Origin of the sequence: Flavobacterium sp. LPB0248 (assembly GCF_013388355.1) — a bacterium.
Lineage (GTDB): Bacteria > Bacteroidota > Bacteroidia > Flavobacteriales > Flavobacteriaceae > Flavobacterium.
On sequence record NZ_CP058246.1, the window covers coordinates 415,487 to 438,524 of the forward strand.

At 38.1% G+C, this 23,038-nt stretch carries 10 protein-coding genes; 3 read left to right on the forward strand and 7 right to left on the reverse strand.

Going from position 1 to position 23,038, the window contains the following annotated elements:
- The first annotated feature begins 211 nt into the window (after window positions 1–211).
- The 3 genes from LPB248_RS01585 to LPB248_RS01595 are packed head-to-tail and all read left to right on the forward strand — an operon-like array spanning window position 212 to window position 14,320.
- Window positions 212–11,401, forward strand: coding sequence for a PKD domain-containing protein (locus tag LPB248_RS01585; protein WP_177209860.1), 11,190 nt, complete (start codon window positions 212–214; stop codon window positions 11,399–11,401).
- Between the two features lie 54 nt (window positions 11,402–11,455).
- Window positions 11,456–12,379 (forward strand): type IX secretion system membrane protein PorP/SprF, encoded by a 924-nt coding sequence (locus tag LPB248_RS01590; protein WP_177209861.1) that lies wholly within the window; start codon window positions 11,456–11,458, stop codon window positions 12,377–12,379.
- A 12-nt stretch (window positions 12,380–12,391) separates the two neighbouring features.
- The gene (locus LPB248_RS01595) at window positions 12,392–14,320 is read left to right on the forward strand and encodes an OmpA family protein (protein ID WP_177209862.1); all 1,929 of its coding nucleotides are present in this window, start codon (window positions 12,392–12,394) and stop codon (window positions 14,318–14,320) included.
- 293 nt (window positions 14,321–14,613) lie between these two features.
- Here LPB248_RS01595 and LPB248_RS01600 read toward each other — a convergent pair whose 3' ends face one another.
- The 7 genes from LPB248_RS01600 to LPB248_RS01630 form a co-directional block, all read right to left on the reverse strand.
- Entirely contained in the window at window positions 14,614–15,027 is a 414-nt protein-coding gene (locus LPB248_RS01600) for a 3-hydroxyacyl-ACP dehydratase FabZ family protein (protein WP_177209863.1), read from the reverse strand.
- Window positions 15,028–15,171: 144 nt separating this feature from the next.
- On the reverse strand, window positions 15,172–16,152 hold the full coding sequence (locus LPB248_RS01605) for a glycoside hydrolase family 43 protein (RefSeq protein ID WP_177209864.1): 981 nt from the start codon (window positions 16,150–16,152) through the stop codon (window positions 15,172–15,174).
- Between the two features lie 196 nt (window positions 16,153–16,348).
- Window positions 16,349–17,524 carry an aldose epimerase family protein gene (locus tag LPB248_RS01610; RefSeq protein ID WP_177209865.1) on the reverse strand — a complete coding sequence of 392 codons (1,176 nt, stop codon included), beginning with the start codon at window positions 17,522–17,524 and terminating at the stop codon, window positions 16,349–16,351.
- Window positions 17,525–17,546: 22 nt separating this feature from the next.
- Window positions 17,547–18,569 (reverse strand): family 43 glycosylhydrolase, encoded by a 1,023-nt coding sequence (locus LPB248_RS01615; protein WP_177209866.1) that lies wholly within the window; start codon window positions 18,567–18,569, stop codon window positions 17,547–17,549.
- A 98-nt stretch (window positions 18,570–18,667) separates the two neighbouring features.
- A complete protein-coding gene (locus LPB248_RS01620) occupies window positions 18,668–20,476 on the reverse strand; it encodes a glycoside hydrolase family 2 protein (protein WP_177209867.1) in 1,809 nt (602 codons plus the stop codon).
- Window positions 20,477–20,685: 209 nt separating this feature from the next.
- Complete coding sequence (locus LPB248_RS01625) at window positions 20,686–21,732, reverse strand: glycoside hydrolase family 43 protein (RefSeq protein WP_177209868.1); 1,047 nt, start codon at window positions 21,730–21,732, stop codon at window positions 20,686–20,688.
- Window positions 21,733–21,847: 115 nt separating this feature from the next.
- Entirely contained in the window at window positions 21,848–23,023 is a 1,176-nt protein-coding gene (locus LPB248_RS01630) for a cellulase family glycosylhydrolase (protein WP_177209869.1), read from the reverse strand.
- Window positions 23,024–23,038 lie beyond the last annotated feature (15 nt).

The following is a 23,038-nucleotide window of genomic DNA, read 5'->3' on the forward strand; positions in this document are numbered from 1 at the left end:
TATAAAGCAGTTTATTGTTTCAAAACCTATTTTTTATGTTTCATTTTATAATCTGCAACATACAAAAAAAAAAATCATAACTATCTTTCTTTAAATTTGAAGTAACCCCAAAATATATTCTAAATCTTAACTACGATTAATGCTCAAAATCAATTTATTAATTTAAGGTAGTTATAAATTTGCTGTGCTGCCTTTTCATTCCTGATTGCTTATGGCACAATTTTATTTTTCTTGGAGAACTTGCATTTTATCAAAAAAACTAGCTTTTGCTGCATTATTAATCTTTCTCACTTTTCAATCAAATGCACAAAACTGTACTGTAAACGCCGGAGTATTGAATATAACCATTTGCGCCACTGATGCAATGGTTTTAACCGGAAATAATCCGAGCCCCATTATTGGCACAGTCAAATGGACTCAAATTTCTGGTCCAGCAGTAACCATCAATTCACCAACAAGTCCAAGCACAACTGTTTCTGGCTATACAGGAGGAAATACTTACATTTTTAGATATAGCGCAACCTGTGCAGATGGAATTACAGCCTATCAGGATAAAGTGGTAAATGTTAAGCCTATTACTACTGCAATTGCAGGAAGCAATATAACAAGCTGTCCAAATAGTTCTGGAAATTTATCTATTACAGCAAATGCGCCTCAAAATACAGGCGAAACAGGTCATTGGGAAATCGTCGGGGCTAATAATGCCGGAGTCGTAATTAATTTTCCTAACCTGCCAACCTCAACTATAACTTTACCTACAACAAGCTGTGGTGTTACAACTCTTCAATGGGTTATTGAAGGTCCTGAATATGCTCCAGGACAGCGCTGTAGAACTACTTCTCAAATAACCGTAACCAATTATGGAGGTGTAAAACCAGTTTCAGCAGGACCAGATCAAACACTCAGCAATTGTTATACCACTACACAAAGCACCAATCTTGATGCAACTTATGGCGGTTGCGGACTTAATGGACAAAATGGACAATGGACTTTTGTAAGCGGTCCCAATACGCCAACAATTGCCAATCCTAGCGCTAATAATACAGGAGTTTCAAATCTCGTTCAGGGAACTTACACTTTTCGATGGACTGTAACTGGTCCTTGTGCTTCTGGCAATGATACGGTGGTAATTAATGTTCCTGCTGCGACACAAGATGTTACGACTCTTCCTGGTGGCGATGAAAATATTTTCTTTTGCGACAACAATATTAATCAAGTAACATTAGTAGCACAAACTCCATTATATGCTGGCGAGACTGTTCAATGGACACAAATAGCCGGAGATTCTGGTGCTGTGATTGTTTCCCCAACAAACCCTACTACATTAGTTACAAATATATCTGATGCTGGTGATCCATATACGTTTAGATATACACTTACCAATAACAATACAGGTTGCGTTTTTACTAAAGATTATCATGTCGAGTATAACGGAGCAACAAGAACTATTGTTGCCAATAATGGTGATGATATGGTTGGAAGCTGTAATGCAACTGTGTTTACAATACCACTTACTGTTACAGGAACTGGAGTAAATCAATATCGAATTGTGACAGGACCAGACACTTCTCCGCTCGCTCCTTTTCCTACTGCATTACAAGATGCCGGGAATTCTTTGACTTTAACGCTTACTACACCTGGAGAATATACTGTCGAATTTATTAGAAGCCAAAACGGATCAATTCTTGCTGGTTGCGATTATGGTTTTGATACTCTAAATATTCTAGTTTCTGGTGATCCTACTCCATCTAATGCAGGATCTGATGTAAGTTTGCCTTGCGGTGATACCAGTACAATGCTTTCTGGAGTTGTAACTGGCGAAGGCATGCATTTTTGGAGCCAGCTTAGCGGACCAAATCAGGCTATAATTGCAGATAATTTTGCCACAGATACTCAGGTAACTGGACTTGTTCCTGGAACTTATGTTTTTCAATACATAACCAAAGGAGGCGGTGCAACCTGTGGTTTTTCAGTTGCCACAGTAACTATTTACGTATCCGATACTAACTTAGGAACTCCAAATGCAGGACCGGATCAGGTTGTCTGTGCCAATTCTCAAGTTCAACTTGCAGCGGCACCTGTACAAAGTGGAGAAATAGGCACATGGAGCCAAATTTCGGGACCAGATCCTATTACATTTTCTAATATTAATGATCCAAATGCGATAGCCAAAGGCTTTACATTAAATTCAACACTATATGAATTACAGTGGACCGTTTCTTATCTTCATCCCGGTCCATCTTGTAGTTCATCTGTTTCAGATACCGTGCTAATCATTACTAATAATTCTACTGCATCATCAACTTCAGATGCTGGTCCAGATGCCTGTTATCCTTCTGGAACAACTTCTTTTAATCTTAGCGGTAATACTCCCGGTTTTTTTGAAATAGGACTTTGGTCGGTAACACCATCTGCAGGAGTTGTTTTTGCGGATACTAGTGATCCAAATACATTGGTAACTGTTCCAGGAAACGGAACCTACGTTTTTACCTGGTCTATAGAAACCATAACAAGACTTTGCACACCCAATAAAAGTGATGTTTCGGTTACAATTGCCAATACTCCTCCTGCGGCAAATGCTGGTCCTGATCAAGAAATCTGTGCATCTACCATTACAATGGCCGCTACAACCAGCAGTGGAGCAGTTGGAACTTGGACAAGAATTTCTGGTGTTGGAGACTATACTATAAGTGATATTCATGACCCGAATGCGGTTTTTACTTTTACCTATAGTGGTTATTATATTTTTAGATGGACAGTAGATGCTGCGGTCTGCGGTCAGGCATTCGACGACGTTAATTTAACAATAGGTATTCCGCCTCACCAAGCTATTGCGGGGCCAGATCAAAATATTTGCGCTAGTACAAGCGTTACAATGGCTGGAAGCGCTTATGACAGCTTTTTTGAAACTGGACAATGGTCTGTATTAACTGGCGCACCAAACCAGCCCAATATTGTTGATCCGACTAATCCAAACACTGTAATTAACGGGCTTGTAGCGGGAACTTATACCTTTAGATGGACTATAACTGCAAAAAGTATTTTCTTATGCCAAGGAACTTTTGATGATATGGTTGTAGTGGTTACTCCAGCGGCAGATGCAGGACCTGATCAAACTTATTGCGATGTTACCAGCATTCAGCTAACAGGAAATAAAAATTCAACTGGAACCTGGACACTTACTAGCACTTCTGGAAATCCAGCAGATGTTCATATATCCCAATCTCCACCTAACAGTTATATTGCAAATGCTACTGTTGTTCCTGGGACTAGCTACGTTTTTACCTACACCACATCTAGTGCCAATTTTCCTAACGGATCAACTTGTCCAGGATCCTCTGATTCTGTAAATGTTGAAATATTCAGCGGAGCGAGTATACCACCAAATGCAGGTCCAGATCAAACATTATGTATTTCTGATGTTAACGGAACCGCAACTTTACAAGGAAACATACCTCCACCAGACGTTGCTACCTTCGAATGGCGTTTTGCATCTCAACCTGCTGGAAGTGTAGCTGTAATCACAACTCCTACTGCTCCACTGACAACAGTTACAGGTTTAACAGTGCCAGGTTTATATATTTTGGAATGGGTTTTTGAAAGCCCTTCTTGTAGAACATTGTCTGATATTGTGAGAATCGTCATGAATGCACCTCCAAGTGGTGCAAATGCTGGCCCTGATGACACAGTAGCTTGTCAGACTACTTACAAAACTGCAGCTGTACCACCTACGGTAGGTATTGGTACATGGACATTTGCTTCTCAGCCTCCGGGAGGAGCTGCTGTAATTGATAATCCAAACAGTCCAGTTACTACATTATCCAATATTAATGTTTTAGGGACTTATGTCTTAACTTGGACAGTTACAAACGGTCCTTTTACCAACCCTTCGTTATGTCAGCCAACCTCAGACACAGTCAATATTACTTTTAACGATAATCCACCAACCGTAGCCAATGCAGGTCCTGATCAAGAAATGTGTAATGTTACTACAGCAACTATGGCTGCGAATACTCCACTTATTGGCACTGGACTTTGGACTCAAGTTTCTGGACCTAATACGGCTACAATATCAGCTCCAAATAATCCAAACTCGCTGATGTTAACTTTAATTCCTGGGACATACATATTTAAATGGACAATAACCACAACCGGATGTATTTCTGAAGATACTGTTCAAGTTACAATTTATGCAAATCCATCCACTGCAGAAGCAGGTCCAAATCAAAGAGTTCCTCAATTTACAGCAGTAAATATGAATGCAACTCCTCCAACAGTTGGTACTGGAGAATGGACTCAGGTTTCAGGACCAAGTACGGTAGGTTTTATGGATCCAACCTCACCTACGACAGCCATTACGGGAACTGTTCCTGGAATATATACTTTGCAATGGACCGTAAGTAATGGTAATTGTGCCGTTTCATCAGACACTATGAACCTAACCATTTTATCGATTGCTGATCTTGAATTAACTAAAACAGTAACACCAACAACAGGAAGTATTGGCGATGTAGTTACTTTCAATATCAACGTTTTCAATAATAACGCACTAGGTGGGTCCGCTACCGCAACTAATGTTTCCATACGTGATTTCATTCCGTTCGGTTTTGCACTTGTTGCTGGAACGGTTACTTCGGGAGGAGTATACAATGTTGGAGACAATACCATTACTTGGAGTGGTATAACAATTCCGAGTGGCAGTATTTTAAGTTTATCTTTTAAAGCCACAATTCTGGGCGGAGGATCTTATGTTAATACTGCAGAAGTTGTCGCATCAGATCAATTCGATCCTGATAGCACACCTAACAATCAAAATCCTGCAGAAGATGATCAGGATAGCGCAACAGTAGTTCTAGATGTGGCCGATTTATCATTACAGAAAACCGTTTCACCTGCTACTGTAAGTATAAACGATAACGTCGTGTTTACAATTAGAGTTACCAATAGTGGTCCTAATAATGCTACTGGAATTACAGTTTCAGACAATCTGCCACCTGGATATACGTATGTAAGCGATAATGGAGGTGGAAAATACAATAATACCACTGGAATTTGGAATGTTGGCAATCTGAATAATGGAAACTCTCTTGCCTTGCAAATCACAGCAAAGGTAAATGTTGTGACATCAATGAGCGATTATTTTAATACGGCAGAAATTCAGACCGCACATCAATTCGATCCCGATAGTACCCCAGGAAACGGATTACCTGAAGATGACATGGCCAGCGCTACAGTTTCTTTAAAACAAGCTGACTTAGAACTTACTAAAACGGTAACTCCAACTTCTGCCGCAGCTGGAGATCAAATAACTTTTACAATTAATGTGCTTAACAGAGGACCTGGAAACGCGACTGGAGTTGCAGTAAAAGATGTTATTCCTGTGGGATACACACTTATTCCAGGATCAGTATCTGCTGGCGGAACCTATCAGGTTGCGACAGCAACACTTGAATGGAAAAATCTGTTAATACCTGCAAACTCTAATGTCAATCTGACTTTTAATGCGTTTGTTAATCCTTTAGGAAATTATCTAAATGTTGCACAAATTACAGCTAGCGATTTACCTGATCCCGATAGTGTGCCAAATAATAATGTTCCATCTGAAGATGATCAAGATGATGCTGAAATAACTTTTATCGGGCCTTCTGCCGACTTATCTTTAACCAAAAATGTAGTTACAGGTAATACAAGTCCTGTAGTTGGAAGCCAAGTTTCATTTGAACTTAAAATAAAAAATGACGGTCCAAATAATGCAACTGGAGTGCAAGTAACAGATTTATTGCCTTCTGGCTTTCAATACGTAAATTATAGTTCGTCTGCCGGAACATACGACAGCACCACTGGAATTTGGGATGTTGGTACAGTTGATACTGGTGTTACTGAATCACTTATTCTTGATGCAAAAGTATTGCCAACAGGAGATTATAAAAATATAACACAAGTTACTGCCAGTGATCTTCCTGATCCTGACAGTACACCAAATAATGACGATGGAGATCAAAGTGAAGATGATGAAGATAATGTGGTATTAACTCCTATACCTCCATCTGCAGATTTATCATTGACTAAAACGGTAAGTAACACTACTCCTCTGGTTGGTTCTCTTGTAACATTTACTATTATCACTAAAAACAGCGGTCCACAAGACGCCGCTCAAGTCCAAGTAACCGATTTACTGCCTTCAGGTTATACTTTTGCCACTTTTAATGCAACAAGCGGAACTTATGACAGCACAACTGGTTTATGGACTCTGGATATATTAAAGAACAGTGAGTCCGAAACCTTACAGATAAATGCAATAGTCAACTCAACGGGAGATTATACTAATATTGCAGAAGTTACCAATAGTGATACTCCTGATCCAGACTCAACTCCAAATAACGGAGTACCGACAGAAGACGATTACGGAACGGCGACTACTACTCCTATCCAACAGTCTTCAGATTTATCTTTGGCTAAGATGGTTAATAATGCTACACCGTTAGTGGGTTCTCTAGTTACTTTTGAAGTGGTTGTAACCAATAATGGCCCACAAGATAATCTTGGCATACAAGTAACAGATGTACTACCGTCAGGATATACTTTTACTGGATTTACCGTTTCTACAGGAACTTATGACACCGCTACAGGAATATGGAATGTTGGTAATTTGGTAACGGGCGATGCAGAAACGCTTCAAATTGTGGCAAAAGTAAATCCGAGCGGCGATTATACCAACAAAGCTGAAATAACCGCTGCAAATCTTCCAGATCCAGACTCCACACCAAACAATGGAGTTACTACAGAAGATGATTATGCCGAAGCTACAACAGTTCCTATTCCTACATCAGCAGATTTATCTTTAACTAAAACCGTAAATAATGCTGCTCCGCTTGTTGGTTCGCAAGTAACTTTCAGTATTCAGGTAACTAATTCTGGTCCGCAGGAAGCCAATGGAGTTACTGTTACCGATTTACTTCCTTCTGGATATACCTACGTATCGTATAGCGCAACAACAGGAAGTTATAATCCGACGACAGGTCTATGGACAGTTGGAAACATGCCTATTTCAGATTCTTACACTTTACAGATAACAGCTATAGTAAATGCTTCTGGAAATTATACTAATAGTGCAGAAATTACAGCAAGCAGTCAGCCAGATCCTGATTCAACTCCAAATAATGGTGTTACGACGGAAGATGACTATGCCGAAGCAACAACAGTTCCGGTACCAGTATCGGCCGATTTATCATTAACTAAAACAGTAAATAACACTGCCCCACTTGTAGGTTCTCAGATAACTTTCAGCCTTCAAATAAGCAATGCTGGACCACAAGCCGCTGATGGCGTTGCAGTTACCGATTTACTGCCTTCTGGATATACTTACGCTTCTTATAGTGCAACGGCTGGAAGCTACGACTCGGCAACAGGAATATGGACTGTTGGAAATGTCGCAATTGGTGTTACTCATACTTTACAAATAACAGCGGTAGTAAATGCTGCAGGAAACTACACAAATACTTCCGAAATTACAGCAAGTAATCAGCCTGATCCTGATTCAACTCCAAATAATGGAGTTACGACAGAAGATGATTATGCTGAAGTATCAACAACGCCTGTAACGCAATCATCTGATTTATCCTTAACTAAAACGGTAAACAATACTACGCCTGTAGCTGGCTCACCAGTAACTTTTGCAGTTGTTGTTACCAATAATGGACCACAGGATAATACGGGAGTTCAAATAACCGACTTGTTGCCTTCAGGATATACATATAGTGGTTTCACTCTTTCTAGAGGAACTTATAATTCAACAACAGGTCTTTGGACAGTTGGTAATTTAGCTAATGGAGAATCTGAAACACTGCAAATTACAGCCATAGTAAATGCTTCTGGTGATTATCTTAATATTGCCGAAGTAACTGCAGCAACTCTTCCTGATCCTAATTCTACTCCAAACAATGGTGTTCCTACTGAAAATGATTATGCTACAGCCACTATTAATCCAACAGCACAATCTGCAGATTTATCATTGACCAAAACAGTAAGCAATAGTAATCCGCTAGTAGGTTCTTTAGTTACTTTTGAAGTGATTGTAACCAATAACGGGCCTCAAGATACTTCGGGCGTGACGGTTACCGATTTACTTCCAAGTGGCTATACTTACTCGAATTTCACAATTTCTACAGGAACCTATAATCCAACGACTGGATTATGGACCGTTGGCAATTTAATCAACGGAAAATCCGAAACTTTACAAATCTTGGCATTAGTAAATCCGACAGGAAATTATGTAAACGTTGCCGAAGTAACCGCAAGCGCGCTTCCCGATCCTGACTCAACACCAAACAATGGAGTTACTACAGAAGACGATTATGCAACGGCAACAGTTACTCCAAACGCACAAGCGGCAGATTTATCTTTAACTAAAACAGTTAACAATACAGTTCCATTAGTAGGTTCACCGGTTATATTTGAAGTAATTGCAACTAATAATGGGCCTCAAAATACGACTGGCGTTGAAGTTACCGATTTATTGCCTTCTGGCTATACTTTTGCCAATTACAGTGCTACAAAAGGAACTTACAATCCCACAACTGGAAAATGGACAATTGGTACATTCTTAAACGGAGACTCGCAAGTATTACGTATAACCGCTATAGTAAATGCTACAGGAAATTATACAAATGTGGCTGAAGTAACAGCTAGCAGTCTTCCAGATCCTAATTCTACTCCTGGCAATGGTGTTCCTACTGAAAATGATTACGGTACAGCTACCACTTCTCCTTTAGGACAAGCAGCAGATTTATCTTTAACTAAAACAGTAAATAATCCAACACCATTAATTGGAACTCCTGTAACTTTTGAAATAATCATAACTAATCAGGGACCTCAAAATGCAACAGGAGTTGAAGTAACCGATTTACTGCCTTCTGGTTACACTTTTAGCAATTTTACAGCGACAAAAGGGACTTATACGAGTGCAACCGGAAAATGGAACATTGGATCTTTGGCCAGTGGAGATTCTCAAACACTTCAGTTAACAGCTATAGTAAATGCTTCTGGCAATTATTTAAATACAACAGAAGTAACCGCCAGCAGTCTTCCCGACCCAGATTCTACTCCAAACAACGGAATCAAGACAGAAGATGATTATGCCGAAGTCGCAACAGTCCCTGTTGTTCCAATGGCCGATTTATCACTTACAAAAGCGATCGTAGGCGGTAACTTAAGTCCAATATTTGGTGCAACTGTTACTTTTGAGATAACAGTGACAAACAGCGGACCGCAAAACGCAACAGGTGTTAAAGTAATAGATATGCTACCAAGCGGTTACGATTATGTGGTATACGCCTCAACAGCAGGACAATATCATAATTCTACTGGAATCTGGGATGTTGGAACTATACCAAATGGAAGTTCAGAATCTTTACTAATAGGTGCAAAAGTAAATACCACTGGTGTTTACCAAAATATTGCAGAAGTTTATGCTTCTAATGAATTGGATCCAGATTCGACACCAAATAATAATGTGAGCGGTGAAGACGATATGAGTTCATTATTATTAACTCCTGTTCCTGCAGTTGCCGATCTTTCTATTGAGAAAAAAGTAATCAACAACATACTTAACCCTGCTGTAGGATCGCAAATTTCATTCTCTATTACGGTAACCAACTCAGGACCTAGCAATTCTACAGGCGTTACTATAAAAGATGTATTGCCTTCTGGATATGATTATATTTTCTATAATTCAACTTCTGGAGCTTACAACCCTACAACAGGCATATGGACTCCTGGAGTCATACTTGCTGGAAATAGCCATACTTTGCTTTTAAATGTTTTTGTAAAAAGTCCGACAGGCACTCCAGATGAATACTTAAATACAGCCGAAATTATGACTGCAGATCAATTTGATCCAGATAGTACGCCTGGCAATGGAGTTATAACGGAAGATGATTATGATAGTATTGCTGTTACGCCAGTAATTGTAATGGCAGATTTATCTATTAAGAAAACAGCTCTTAATCAGGATGCGGTTCATGATGTTGGTTCAACAGTTATTTTCACTGTCACTGTTACCAATGATGGTCCGGCAGATGCTTCTGGTGTAAGAGTCAAAGACTTGCTGCCACCTGGATTTACCTATCAGACTAGTAGTCCTACAAGTGGTTTATACAACTATGTTACTGGAGTTTGGAATGTCGGAAACATTCCAACTGGAACCGATCAGTCACTAGATATTTATACAACAGTAAATAAGCCGAAAGGTATAGCAGGCGAATATACCAATATAACCGAGGTTATTGCCAGCAATCTTCCTGATCCTGATTCTACTCCAAACAATGGAGTGACAACAGAAGACGATTATGATAGTTTGCAAATCAAAGTTGCAGTTGCCGATTTAAGTCTGGAGAAAACAGCCAGCAACAAAAACGCAAATGTAAACGAGGTAGTTACATTCACCCTGCAGCTTAACAATGAAGGTCCGAGCACCGCTACCGGAGTTGCTGTTGAAGACTTGATACCGCTTGGATTCAAGAATATATCGAATATCAATAATGGAGGTATTTTCAGTAAGAATGCGATCAAATGGGTTGACCTAACTGTTCCTGTGGGAGGTATTACGTTAACCTATGAAGCAACTGTAGCGAATCCGTTGGGACTTGAAAGCGTTGATTATGTTAATATCGCTCAAGTAACTGCCAGCAATCAATTTGATCCAGATTCGACACCAAATAATGATAACGGAGACCAAAGCGAAGATGATGAAGATTCTGAATCTATCAACATTCCTTCTACCGACGTAGCCATCAATAAAGAAGTCGATAAAACAGATGTTCCGATGGATAGCCAAGTAGTCTTTACCATAACAGCAGAAAATTTAGGCAATTTAACTGCAACAAATGTAGAGGTTCAAGATGCATTGCCTAAAGGATATTTATTAGTAAACTCAGCGGTAACTTCTGGAACTTACGATTCGAAAACAGGCATCTGGAGCATTCCAACAATTAATAAAGGAACTCCTCAAACATTAACACTAACTGTTAAAGTGGTTGATTTTAATGATTATTTGAATAATGCTCATTTGGTTAAACTAGATCAGATAGACACCAATTCAGCAAACAATCAGGATAGCGCTACCGTTTCGCCAAACTGTCTGAAAATCTACAATGAGTTTTCACCAAATGACGACGGCCAAAACGATTTCTTCTACATTGATTGTATTGAAAGATATCCAAATAATCAGCTCGAAATCTTTAACCGCTGGGGTAATTTGGTTTACTACCAAAAAGGATATAAAAATACTTGGGACGGAAAAGCAGATGGTTCTGCCAAAACGCTTCCTGAAGGCACCTATTTCTATATCCTTGATTTAGGAGACGGATCTAAAAAAACCTCTGGATGGGTTTACCTAAAATAAAACCATCCAGAAAAAGAAAATTTAAGAATAGGATTAACCAAAATAAAATTGGCTATGATTAAAAATATAAAAAAGGTTTTCGCGATAATAACTCTATTCTCGGTATATGGAGCCTTTGCGCAGCAAGACCCACAATACACGCAGTATATGTACAACACACTCACCGTAAACTCTGCTTATGCCGGTTCGTTGGGGCATTTAGCTATAACAGGAATCTACAGAACGCAGTGGGTTGGTATTCAAGGTGCTCCAGACACCCAAAGTTTTTCTTTGGATACACCAGTCGGAAAAAATGTAGGTCTTGGAATTTCAATCGTAAACGAAGAAATCGGACCAACAGATGAGCAATATCTAGATGCCAATTTCTCTTATACCATTAAATCTGGAGAAAATCATAAACTTTCTTTTGGAGTAAAAGGAGGCGGACGTGTCATCAATATCGACTGGTCTAAAGGAAGTTATAAAGATCCCGATGTACAATTTCGTGAAAACATTACCAACAAATTCCTTCCTGTTATCGGTGCTGGATTGTATTGGCATGGAGAGAGAGATTATATCGGACTTTCCATTCCGAATTTTATGACCCGCGAACGTTATACTTACGATGATATCAGCGAAGATTTGGTCAATCAGAGAATACACGTTTATCTTATTGGAGGTTATGTTTTTGACCTTTCGGCACATACCAAATTCAAACCTGCTCTTTTCTTAAAATATGTGGCTGGCGCTCCAATGATTGCCGATATATCTGCCAATTTTATGTTCAACAATGCTCTTACACTCGGTGTTTCCTATCGTACATCAGATTCTGTGAGCGGTCTTGTTGGAATACAAATCACACCAATGATTATGGCAGGTTATGCTTACGATTATACTACAACCGCTTTGCAGAATTACAACAGCGGTACGCACGAAATTATGCTTCGTTTTGAACTGGTTTCACGCAAAAAAGGACTAAAATCACCAAGATTCTTTTAATACGGATAGTCTATGAAAAGAACAATTACTATACTCGCATTATTGGTTTTACAGCTGATTCATTCGCAAACCAAAAACAAAACTGCCGATGCTCTTTTTGATAAGATGTATTATGTTGAAGCCGCAAAATCGTATGAACTTTCCATCAACAATGGAGATGCTTCCAAAGAAACACTTCAGCGACTTGGAGACGCTTATTATTTCAATACAAAAATGTCCAGTGCTTCAAAATGGTACGGAAAACTGATTAATGAATATCCTAATGAAGTTTCCGCCGAATATCTATTCCGTTATGCACAATCACTGCAAGGAATTCAGAATTACGAACTGGCAAAAAAATGGATGAAAAGCTTCGCCGAAAAACAAAAATCGACCGATGCCAGAGCGAAGAACTTTTCGCTTAAAAATGTCACTCTAGAAGATATCGAAAATATAAAACCTTCTTTTATACTGGAGAATTTAGACATAAATACTGCTAATTCCGATTTTGGACCAATGTATTACAAAGGCGATTTAGTGTATTCCACTACTGCTGACTCTTCGTATTGGAAAACAGATAAATACGGCTGGAACGATCAGCCTTATCTGAATATGCAACTGGGAAAAATAAGCGAAACGCAATCTAGTGTCACTTTCAAAGAACGTTTCGGAAAAGACATCACCACCAAATATCATGAAGCCTGCATTGCCTTTTCTCCAGACGAAAAAACAATTTACTTTACCCGAAACAACTATAACGGTAAGCTGAAACGTGACAGCAAAGGCATTAATAACCTAAAAATCTACTCCGCAACGGCTGTAGAAAACCAAAATGGCACCACACAATGGACTGACATTAAAGAATTGCCTTTTAACAGCGACAATTACTCAGTTGGACATCCTTCAGTAAGCAAAGATGGTAAAAAGCTTTATTTCGTTTCAGATATGCCAGGAACAATTGGTTCTACCGATATTTTTGTAGTGGATATTTTGGGCAATAATCAATTCTCGGAACCCAAAAATTTAGGCGAAAAAATAAATACGACGGGACGTGAAATGTTCCCATACATTACCGATCAAGCATTGTATTTTTCTTCTGACGGATTTTTAGGATTAGGAGGTTTAGACGTATTTGAAAGCCGAATAAATAATGGTGCTTTTGACACACCAGCCAATCTCGGAGCGCCTTTAAACAGCAATAGAGATGATTTTGGATATATCGTTAACGAAGCAACTAACAAGGGTTTTGTGTGCTCAAATAGAAAAACAGGAAAAGGCGATGATGATATTTACTCTTTTGAAAGATCGTGCAACCAAGCCATAAGCGGTTATGTTTTCGATGCTATTTCAAACAACAGAATTGCAGGTGCTATGGTAACACTGAAAAACGCAAACGGGATAAAAGTGGCAGAAACCGTTTCTCAGCTCGACGGAAAATATGATTTTAATAACAATGTAAATTGTAATACTCCTTACACAATTGAGGTTACAAAAGACAATTATAACGCCAATAACAAGGCAATTGTTACCGCAAACAGCTCTGGAAAAACAGAAGCTCTTGTAGGTTTGGATCCTGCTTTAATTGCTAGGGAAAACGGGGTCCTGAAAATAAAAATCGGAATTATTTTCTTTGATTTAAACAAATCAGATATTCGCTATGATGCTGAAATAGAATTAAATAAAATAGTTCTCTTAATGCATCAGTATAACTCAATTGTTATAAAAATTGAATCGCACACCGACTCTCGTGCCAATGATCAATACAATTTAGAATTGTCGGACAGAAGAGCAAAAGCCACAAGAGACTATCTCATTTCTCAAGGAGTTGCTCCCGAAAGAATCGAAAGCGCAATAGGCTACGGAGAAACTCAGCTAATCAATAATTGTTCTAACGGCGTTCCGTGTACAGAAGCGCAACATCAAGTCAATCGCCGAAGCGAATTCATCATAACAAAAATGTAAAAAAAATATTTGCAACACCCCAGCGGGGTGAAATATTTATAGAATTACGGTAAGAAAAATAGAAAAAGCTCCGGAGGAGCGACATATCTAGCTAAGAAATATGTCGCTCCTCCGGAGCTTTTTACTTTAAAATTTTATCCCAAGCTATAAATATTTCGCTTCTCCGAAGCTTTAAAAAACCTCTTTTCGATACATCCACTAGATATTCTATATCTAGCTTCTTACTTCTATAGTCTTACTTCTATAATCTTGCTTCTTTCATCTCTCTTCTTACTTCTCTCTTCTATACCACATTACTGAAGCTTCACACACATCCATTCGCCTTTCATAATCAATTTATCTTCATCAAAAGCTTCACCAGATTGTTTTATGATTTTTTCGCTTGTACGAATGTTTTTTACAACAAATTTAACGAGTTTATTGAATTCAACACCGCCAAAAAATTCCACTTTATCTAAGCTTACTAAGCCAAAAACGCCATCTGCGATTCCTAAAAGCTTTATTCCTGCACCACCACATTGCGCCATAGCTTCGATCAAAATAGTTCCCGGAACAAAATTAAAATCGGGAAAACTGCCCTGAAGCCAGGCATCTTTATCTGTAAATGTCTTTAAACCAATGATTGTGTCTGTTGTATAAGAAATAATTTCATCTACAAAGAGAAAGGGAGCACGATGCGGAATTAAATCTTCTATTTTTTTAGTCATGTCTGTAATTTTTAACAATGTACGAATCTGAACTGAAATAGACAATATTAAAATGGCATCTGTGTTAAAAGCAGGTTAAAATGTTAAAAAAAGGCTGACTTAAAAACAAGTCAGCCCACGTTATCAACTCTAAAATCACAAGTTTTATTCTGTTAGCAAAACAAAACTTTTCGCATCTGCTTTGATTTTATTTCCTTCAAAATCAATATCGATTATTGCCGCTTTTCTTGGAGAAACACCGCTATTGCTAAAATGCGTATGCAGCACATACTTCATTTTTCCGTTTTTATCATAGAAAACATCACCGTGACCTACTCCATTTACACCAACATCTTTTCTGCTGATTATCGGACTTTCAGCTGCTTTTTCCCAAGGCCCCATTGGACTTGTAGCTGTCGCATAACCCACTGCGTAATCGGGATTTCTAAAATCGTTTGCAGAATAAATCATATAATACAGGTTATTGTGCTTTAAAACTGTCGGACCTTCTGTAACCGGCCATGAAACATTCTGGCTGTTTTCCCACGGAAGAACACCAGAGATACATTCTTTAAGCGTTTCTTCTTTTATTCCAGAGAAATCATCATTCAATTCAGCTACAAAAATTCGGTTTCCATTAGTCAAACGCACCTGATAAAGGTATTTTTTGCCGTCCTGATCAACAAAAAAGAAAGGATCAATCTGTTTGCCCGAATTAAACATTGAAGCCTTAGAATCGTTTTTAAATGGCCCAAGCGGACTATCGCTGCTTGCAATGGCAATATTCTCATCGGCAGTATAAATCATATAAAACTTATTGTTGTTTTTAAAAACTTGCGGTGCCCAAAAACCTTTCGTTCCATAAGCGTCTCCCTTTTTTAATGCCAATCCATTTTGCGCTCCAACAGGACCTTTCCATTTTTTCAAATCGGAAGAAGTGTATACTTGAAAACCTTCTCCATTAGGAAAATCTCCTGTCGTCGTTCCATATAAATAATAAACTCCATTTTCGTAAAAAATGGTTGGATCTGCCAACAAGATTGGTTGCTCTTTTGAAGTCGTTTTTTTAACCGTTTCTTTATCTTGAGAACAACAAATAAAGGCACAAAACAGACTTAAAAGCGTAAAATACTTTTTTATTTTCATTGTTAAACTTTTTATTTAATTAAATCAATTTAAAAACTAAAAATCAATTAGTTAAAACAACACTATAGAAAACCTCTATGAAGCTAATTTTGATAAAAATCCGTTATTTCGCTTCAAAAAACTCCTTTTTATTTTTCACAAAAAAGTCTTTCGCATAACGCTTTTCAACTCCTAATTTCCAGCTCAAAACTCATTACTATTTTGCCGAAAATTGATATAAAGAAACCGTATGATACTTCTCTCCTGCCTTTAAAGTTATTTGAGGGAATTTTGGCTGATTTGGCGCATCTGGAAAGTGCTGTGTTTCTAAGGCGAAAGCAGTCCTAAAATCATCTTTAGCGCCTGATTTAAAGGTATTTTTGCTTTGCATGAAGTTTCCGCTATAAAATTGTAGTCCAAGCTCTTCTGTATAAATATCTAAAGTAATACCTGAAACATCACCTTTAATCGTTGCCGCATGCATAAATCCGTCTTTTTTAGCCCCATTAAGCACATAATTATGGTCATAACCTTTTCCGAATTTCAGCTGTTCGTCTTTGGTTTCTATTCTTTCGCCAATTTTATGTTTTGATGTAAAATCGAAAGGTGTATTTTTTACCGATTTCAATTCTCCAGTCGGAATCAAACCTTCATCAACTGGTGTAAATTTATCTCCGTAAATCTGTAATTCATGATTTAAAATTGTTCCGCTTCCTTCTCCATTCAAATTGAAAAAGGCGTGATTGGTTAAATTGACAATCGTAGTTTTATCCGTTGTAGCTTCATATTCCATTTTTACCGTATGATCATCTGTAATAGAATAAGTTACTTTTACGTTTAAATTTCCAGGAAAACCTTGTTCTCCATCTGGCGAAGCATACGTAAAAACCAGCGTATTCTCATTTGTCTTTTCAGCATTCCAAACAACGTCTTGAAACCCTTTTACACCACCGTGTAACGCATTTTTCCCGTTATTAAGCGGAATCTGATAGTGTTTTCCTTCGAGCGTAAATTTGCCTAATGCAACTCTGTTGCCAACTCTTCCGATTGTAGCACCAAAATAAGGTTCAGTTGAATTCTTAAAGCCTTTTACGCTATTCATTCCGACTACGACATCGGTTGGTTTTCCGTTTTTATCCTTAACCCATAAACCTACTAATCGCCCGCCATAGTTGGTAAAAGCAGCTTTTATATCTTTATTTTCGATCCAATACAAACTGACTTTTTTACCATCGATTATCGTATCGAAGTTTTTAGTCTCTAAAACCGTTTTTATAGAATCTGATTTGGTTTCTAAGTTTTCTTTTGAAGCTGTATTTTCTTTTTTATTGTCTTTACAGTTAAATTGGAAAAGTACAAGCAACAAAACTGCAGCAATTTGAATATTTTTCATTTTTATCTTTTTTGAAATGATTTTAATTTGACGGAATAGCCAATGGCATTCCTTCACTAACTGGTTCGCCCAAAACTGGAAAACCGTTGGCGTCCCATTCTATTTTTTGCATTCTTGGCGATCTTTTGTTACCGCATCCCTCTCCTGGGTTTGAATTGGCATGATACAAAATCCAGTCTTCCTTTCCGTCAGGAGATTTAAAGAATGAATTATGTCCCGGCGCGTAAACTTTGTTTTTTTCTGATTGTTTGAAAATAGGCTCAGGAGATTTCTTCCAAGCATTTGCATCTAGCAAATTATCTGTGCCCGTAAAGGTTAACAATCCTAAAGCATAGAAATCGGTCCAACAGCCGCTTGCAGAAAACACAATAAAGATTTTTCCGTTTCTTTCTAAAAACTGTGGCCCTTCGTTCACATTTACCTGTGGCGGATTCACCTCATCATGCAAAGCTCCGTGCGTTTCCCAATCGTTTGTTGGTGCAGAAATCATAACGCGATCGCCATCAATCTCTAACGGATTTTTCATTTTGGCAATGTAAATATTCTGCTGACCGTTTTTGTCTCCTTCCCAGCCTGCCCAAATCATGTACAGCTGTTTTTTATATTCAAAAACATTTCCGTCAATTGCCCATTTATCGGTTTTTGCAGCGATTTTGCCTTTAAACTCAAATTTCCCTTTAAACGGATCTGAAGATTTATTTTCTAAAACATACATCCTGTGATTGTTGTTATCGCCATTATCTGCCGCAAAATAGCAATACCATTTTCCGTTGATAATATGAAACTCAGGCGCCCAGATTTCTGCCGAATAATCGGTGTTTTTCGGCGGTATCCAAATCACTTTGCTTTCTGCATTTTTAATATCCGAAAGATCTTTTGTTTTCCACAAAACCAATTTGTTTCCAAGTGTGTTCGTATAGTAATAATAGCCTTTGTAATACGTGCTGTAAGGATCTGCTCCCGATGGAAGGATTGGATTAGTGAATGTTTTTTGCTGTGCGAAACTTATCGTTGTGAACAGGAAAAGGATTAGATATTTTTTCATTTTTAGTTTTTTGTTAGTCTTTGAATTTTCTCACGCAGATTTTACAGATTTTTTTATCAGCGTAATCTGCCAAATCTGCGGGAGAAATAAATGTAATTCTAATTCAAAGCATTGATAACCTCCGTGTTAATTTTGTTCACAGCTTTAAAATCCATTTTATCCACTTTTCTATCGTAGGTCATAAAACCGTTTACTTCGCCTTCAACATCGGTTGTTTGATTATAGACTGCAGCCGAGAATCCCGTTTTAACGTATTTTCGAAGCGTTTCCGCGTACTTTTTGTATTCGGCGGTAACTTCTGCCTCATTTTTAAATTTGATGTAACCCCAGTTGTCATTTGCTCTCCAAAGATGTCCTTCTAACGGAAGACCGATTCCGCCATACTCTCCCAAGACCGTAACTCTTCTGGCATCGTACAAATACATATCTGGACCAGGATAATTGTGTAAATCTAAAATATCTCCCGTTTGAAAGTGATTTCCTCCACTTGCAGAATTAATCAGACGCGTTGCATCATGATTTTTTGTCCATTCTGTAATTTCAACAGTTTTAAATTGTCCCCAAGCTTCGTTAAACGGAACCCAAACCACAATACTTGGATAAGAATACAGATGATCCATAATTTCGCGCCACTCTTTTCTGTAAATTTCTTCCGATTTTGCTGAACGCTGTAATTCTGTTCCTTCAAAATACTTTCTATTTTGCCAAACTGGCTGATCATCTCCGCTTGGCATATCTTGCCAAACCAAAATCCCTAACTGATCGCAATGCGTATACCAGCGCTCCGGCTCAACTTTTACGTGTTTACGAATCATATTAAAACCTAGTTCTTTGGTTTTAATAATATCATATTTCAAAGCTTCATCAGTTGGCGCTGTATACAATCCGTCTGGCCACCAGCCTTGATCAAGAGGTCCGAATTGAAAATAATCTTTGTTATTTAACTGCATTCTCACGATTCCGTTTTCATCGCGTTTAGACGAGATTTTTCGCATTGCAAAATAACCTTTCACCTCATCAACCACTTTGTTTTTGCTGATTAAGCGAATTTTAGTCTGATACAAAAACGGACTTTCAGGCGACCACAATTTCGGATTATTCAAAACAATATCATTACTTTCGCCCACAACCGCTTTTTCTTTAGCAATCTCTTTTCCGTTATCGAAAACAAAAATTTCAACTAAATCGCCTTTTTCTGCTCCATTTGCCTCAGCTTTTATACTAATCGTATTTTGATCAATATTTGGCGTTGTTTTTAATGCTGCAATGTTTTTAGCATTTACAGGCTCAATCCAAACCGTTTGCCAGATTCCAGTAACAGGCGTGTACCAAATTCCTTCTGGATTCTTAACTTGTTTTCCTCTTGGTTGAGGCCCATCGTTGGAAGGATCCCAAACTTTTACAACTAGCTTTTGATTTTTCCCTTTTTGGATGAATGGCGTAATGTCAAACGAAAACGGCGTATAACCTCCCGTATGCGAACCCACTTTTACATCATTCACAAAAACTTCTGTTTTCCAATCGACAGCTCCGAAATGCAAAAGGATATTTTTTCCGTTCCAGCCCGATTCAATCGAAAATTGAGTTTCGTACCAAAGTTCATTTTTAGCACCAACTTCTTTCATCACGCCAGACAAACTCGATTCGGCTGCAAACGGAACCAGAATCTGCCCGTCATATTTTGAAGGCGCGGCTTTTCCAAACTCTTGAATGCTATAATTCCACAAACCATTCAAATTTTTCCATTGGCCGCGCTCCATAATCGGACGGGGATATTCGGGTAAAGTTTTCTTCGGATCAACCTGCTCTGCCCATTTGGTCTTGATTTTATCACCTTGTGGTTTCCATTGCGCATTAGCAGCAAACATGGATAACAAGGCTAAAAAAAGGATACTTTTTCTTTTCATGTTTTATATTTTTAGGCATTTAATGAATGCCATGATTTTCTTCTAAATCAAAATGAATTACCGGGCTCATCTCCACATAAGCCCGATAATTACTGAACTAAACTAACTTAACTAACCATTTTTTTAATTGGTGAAATGTGAGATGTGAAAATGTAAAATGTTGGACTGAGTTTTTACTTCTCAACTTTTTACTTTTTACTTTTTACTTTTTACTTTTTACTTCTAACATCTTTCACAATTCCGAATTTCTTCACCAAACTGTCGTATTCTTTTTTAGAGATTGTAATCATGCAGCCGTGGCGTACTTTTTCTGGGAGACTGTATTTGTCCCAATCTGAGAAAAAAGTGTAGCCTGAGGCTTGAAACCAAGGTCCGTTAAGGTTATCTGCAATCGATAATCCGTAGGAAACACCTGGATATTGTTCGTAATACATGTACCATATTTTGTCATCTGGAGAAGGAATTAACATTGGCGCTTCTCTAAAGTTTGGACTGATAGATTGCTGGGGCAAAGAATAAGGTCCTAAAAGATTTTTTGATTTGGCAATTCGGATCGTTTTTCCGGTTGTCCAATACAAAGTTGGATACGTCTCGTCTTTAATCACGGCGTAGTAAGAATCGCCAACTTTACGAATAAAAACATCAATTGTTCCCATATCCCAATCGAATAAACGTTTTGGTGTTCCTTCGAAAGTTTTTAAATCTTTAGACAAAACATACAATGTACGCTGACTTGCCCAATAACGTTCTCCATCTTCTTTAGTTCCTTCCAAATGTGGCGTGTGCCAAGTCATGATGAACTTTTGAGAAGGTTCGTCATAATATAATTTCGGAGCACCAATTCGCTGTAAAGCGTTAGAATAATCTGGCGTGCTTTTTAAATCTGGAGTATAATCAGAATGTTTTTTCCAAGTGATTAAATCATCCGAAACCCAGATATTAATGCTTTTAGCATCGTCTCCTGTATTTCCTGCAATGTAATATTTCCCGTCTGGGCCTTTGCAGATATCGGGATGTCCCTTATAATCTTCAAAAACGCGTTTTCCGTTATTTAGATTTTCCCAATGAAGTCCGTCCAAACTAACAGAATAGTACAATCTGCCGTAATCGTTATGCGTCATGTGCGCAAAAAGATAGGCTTCGTTTTTTGGTTTTTCGCTTCCTTTTACCTGTCCAGGAGGATCTGGCTGTTGCGCTTTCGCGGAAAATCCAACCAGAATCATCATTAGAAAAAATAAGTTCTTTGTTGTTTTCATAAGCTATTTTTTAATGTGATAATTAGAAAATGAGATAATGTGTCAATTAGAAAATTAGTCAATTAACACATTTCAAGAATTATCTAATTACCAAATTGACACATTATCTAATTATCTAATTCTTCTTATTAGCTTCAGATGTCATTTTCTTAATCAAATCGGTTTCGGCTTTAATATATGGTGTTCCGTCTGTGTGTAATACATCGTGAAACCATAATTTTGGTTCTGCTGTGTATGTTTTTGTCCAACTGTCCCAAGCGTATTTCGTTTGTGTTTTTCCGTCTACAAATCCCCAATTGATCATTCCTATGTTGTATTTTCTAGCTATTGGAAGAAATCCTTCAAAAGTGCTTCCGTTTGGTCTTGCCATATATTCTGTACAGATTAATGGTTTTCCGTAACGCTGTAATTGCTTGATTACTTTTTCGAAATCCTGAGGCGTGTTGTAATTGTGGAAAGAAACAATATCAGACTGCTCGATCTGCATTTTATGCATTGGTTTCATTTTCGCTTCGTCGCTCCAATCTCCTACCCAAACTCCAGAAGTCAGTGGCTGAGAAGGATTGCTCTCTCTTGCCCACACAAAAACATCTTTTAAAAGCGGTAAAATCAAATCGACTTTATTTTTAATTTCTACTTTTTCGTAAGATGGTCCTGTCATGTTATCTGGTTCGTTCCAAACATCCCAACCTAAAATACGTTTGTCATCTTTAAAATGAGAAACCGTTTCTTTTACATATTTCTCTAAACGCGGATATTGTGTTTTATCCTGAAGCGCCTTTTGTCCCGGAGCCTGCACCCAACCTGAATTATGCGTATGCGGTTTTGGAGCACGCTGTTTTCCTAAAGCTGGAAACGGATCCCAACAAGAATCAAACAAAACAAAAAGGGTTTTTATGTGGTGTTTATCAGCAATTTCTAAAAACTGATCCATGCGTTTGTAAAGTCCTTCTGCATCTTGCTGATGCAATAAATCGTGCAGATACACGCGCATTACATTCATACCAAGACCTTCGGCCCAGCCCAATTCCTGATCAATTCGTTTTGGATCAAAAGTATCTTCCTGCCACATCTCTAACTGATTTATAGCTGTGCTAGGAGAATAATTTGCCCCAACTAACCAAGGCTGTTCTGCGTACCATTTATTGGCCTGATCTTTTGTCCAGATTTCTCTTTTTTCTATTGAGGCGACTTCGCTTTTCTTTTCTTCAGGATTATTTTTTTTATTGTTGCAGCTAAGCAATACGAGTCCTGCTAACATAAATGTCAGACACAATTTTACTTTCTTCATTTCAATTTTATTTTT

Coding starts and splice junctions, on each gene's coding strand:
- LPB248_RS01585 (WP_177209860.1), top strand. CDS start 212: ATGGCACAATTTTATTTTTCTTGGAGAACTTGCATTTTATCAAAAAAA.
- LPB248_RS01590 (WP_177209861.1), top strand. CDS start 11,456: ATGATTAAAAATATAAAAAAGGTTTTCGCGATAATAACTCTATTCTCG.
- LPB248_RS01595 (WP_177209862.1), top strand. CDS start 12,392: ATGAAAAGAACAATTACTATACTCGCATTATTGGTTTTACAGCTGATT.
- LPB248_RS01600 (WP_177209863.1), bottom strand. CDS start 15,027: ATGACTAAAAAAATAGAAGATTTAATTCCGCATCGTGCTCCCTTTCTC.
- LPB248_RS01605 (WP_177209864.1), bottom strand. CDS start 16,152: ATGAAAATAAAAAAGTATTTTACGCTTTTAAGTCTGTTTTGTGCCTTT.
- LPB248_RS01610 (WP_177209865.1), bottom strand. CDS start 17,524: ATGAAAAATATTCAAATTGCTGCAGTTTTGTTGCTTGTACTTTTCCAA.
- LPB248_RS01615 (WP_177209866.1), bottom strand. CDS start 18,569: ATGAAAAAATATCTAATCCTTTTCCTGTTCACAACGATAAGTTTCGCA.
- LPB248_RS01620 (WP_177209867.1), bottom strand. CDS start 20,476: ATGAAAAGAAAAAGTATCCTTTTTTTAGCCTTGTTATCCATGTTTGCT.
- LPB248_RS01625 (WP_177209868.1), bottom strand. CDS start 21,732: ATGAAAACAACAAAGAACTTATTTTTTCTAATGATGATTCTGGTTGGA.
- LPB248_RS01630 (WP_177209869.1), bottom strand. CDS start 23,023: ATGAAGAAAGTAAAATTGTGTCTGACATTTATGTTAGCAGGACTCGTA.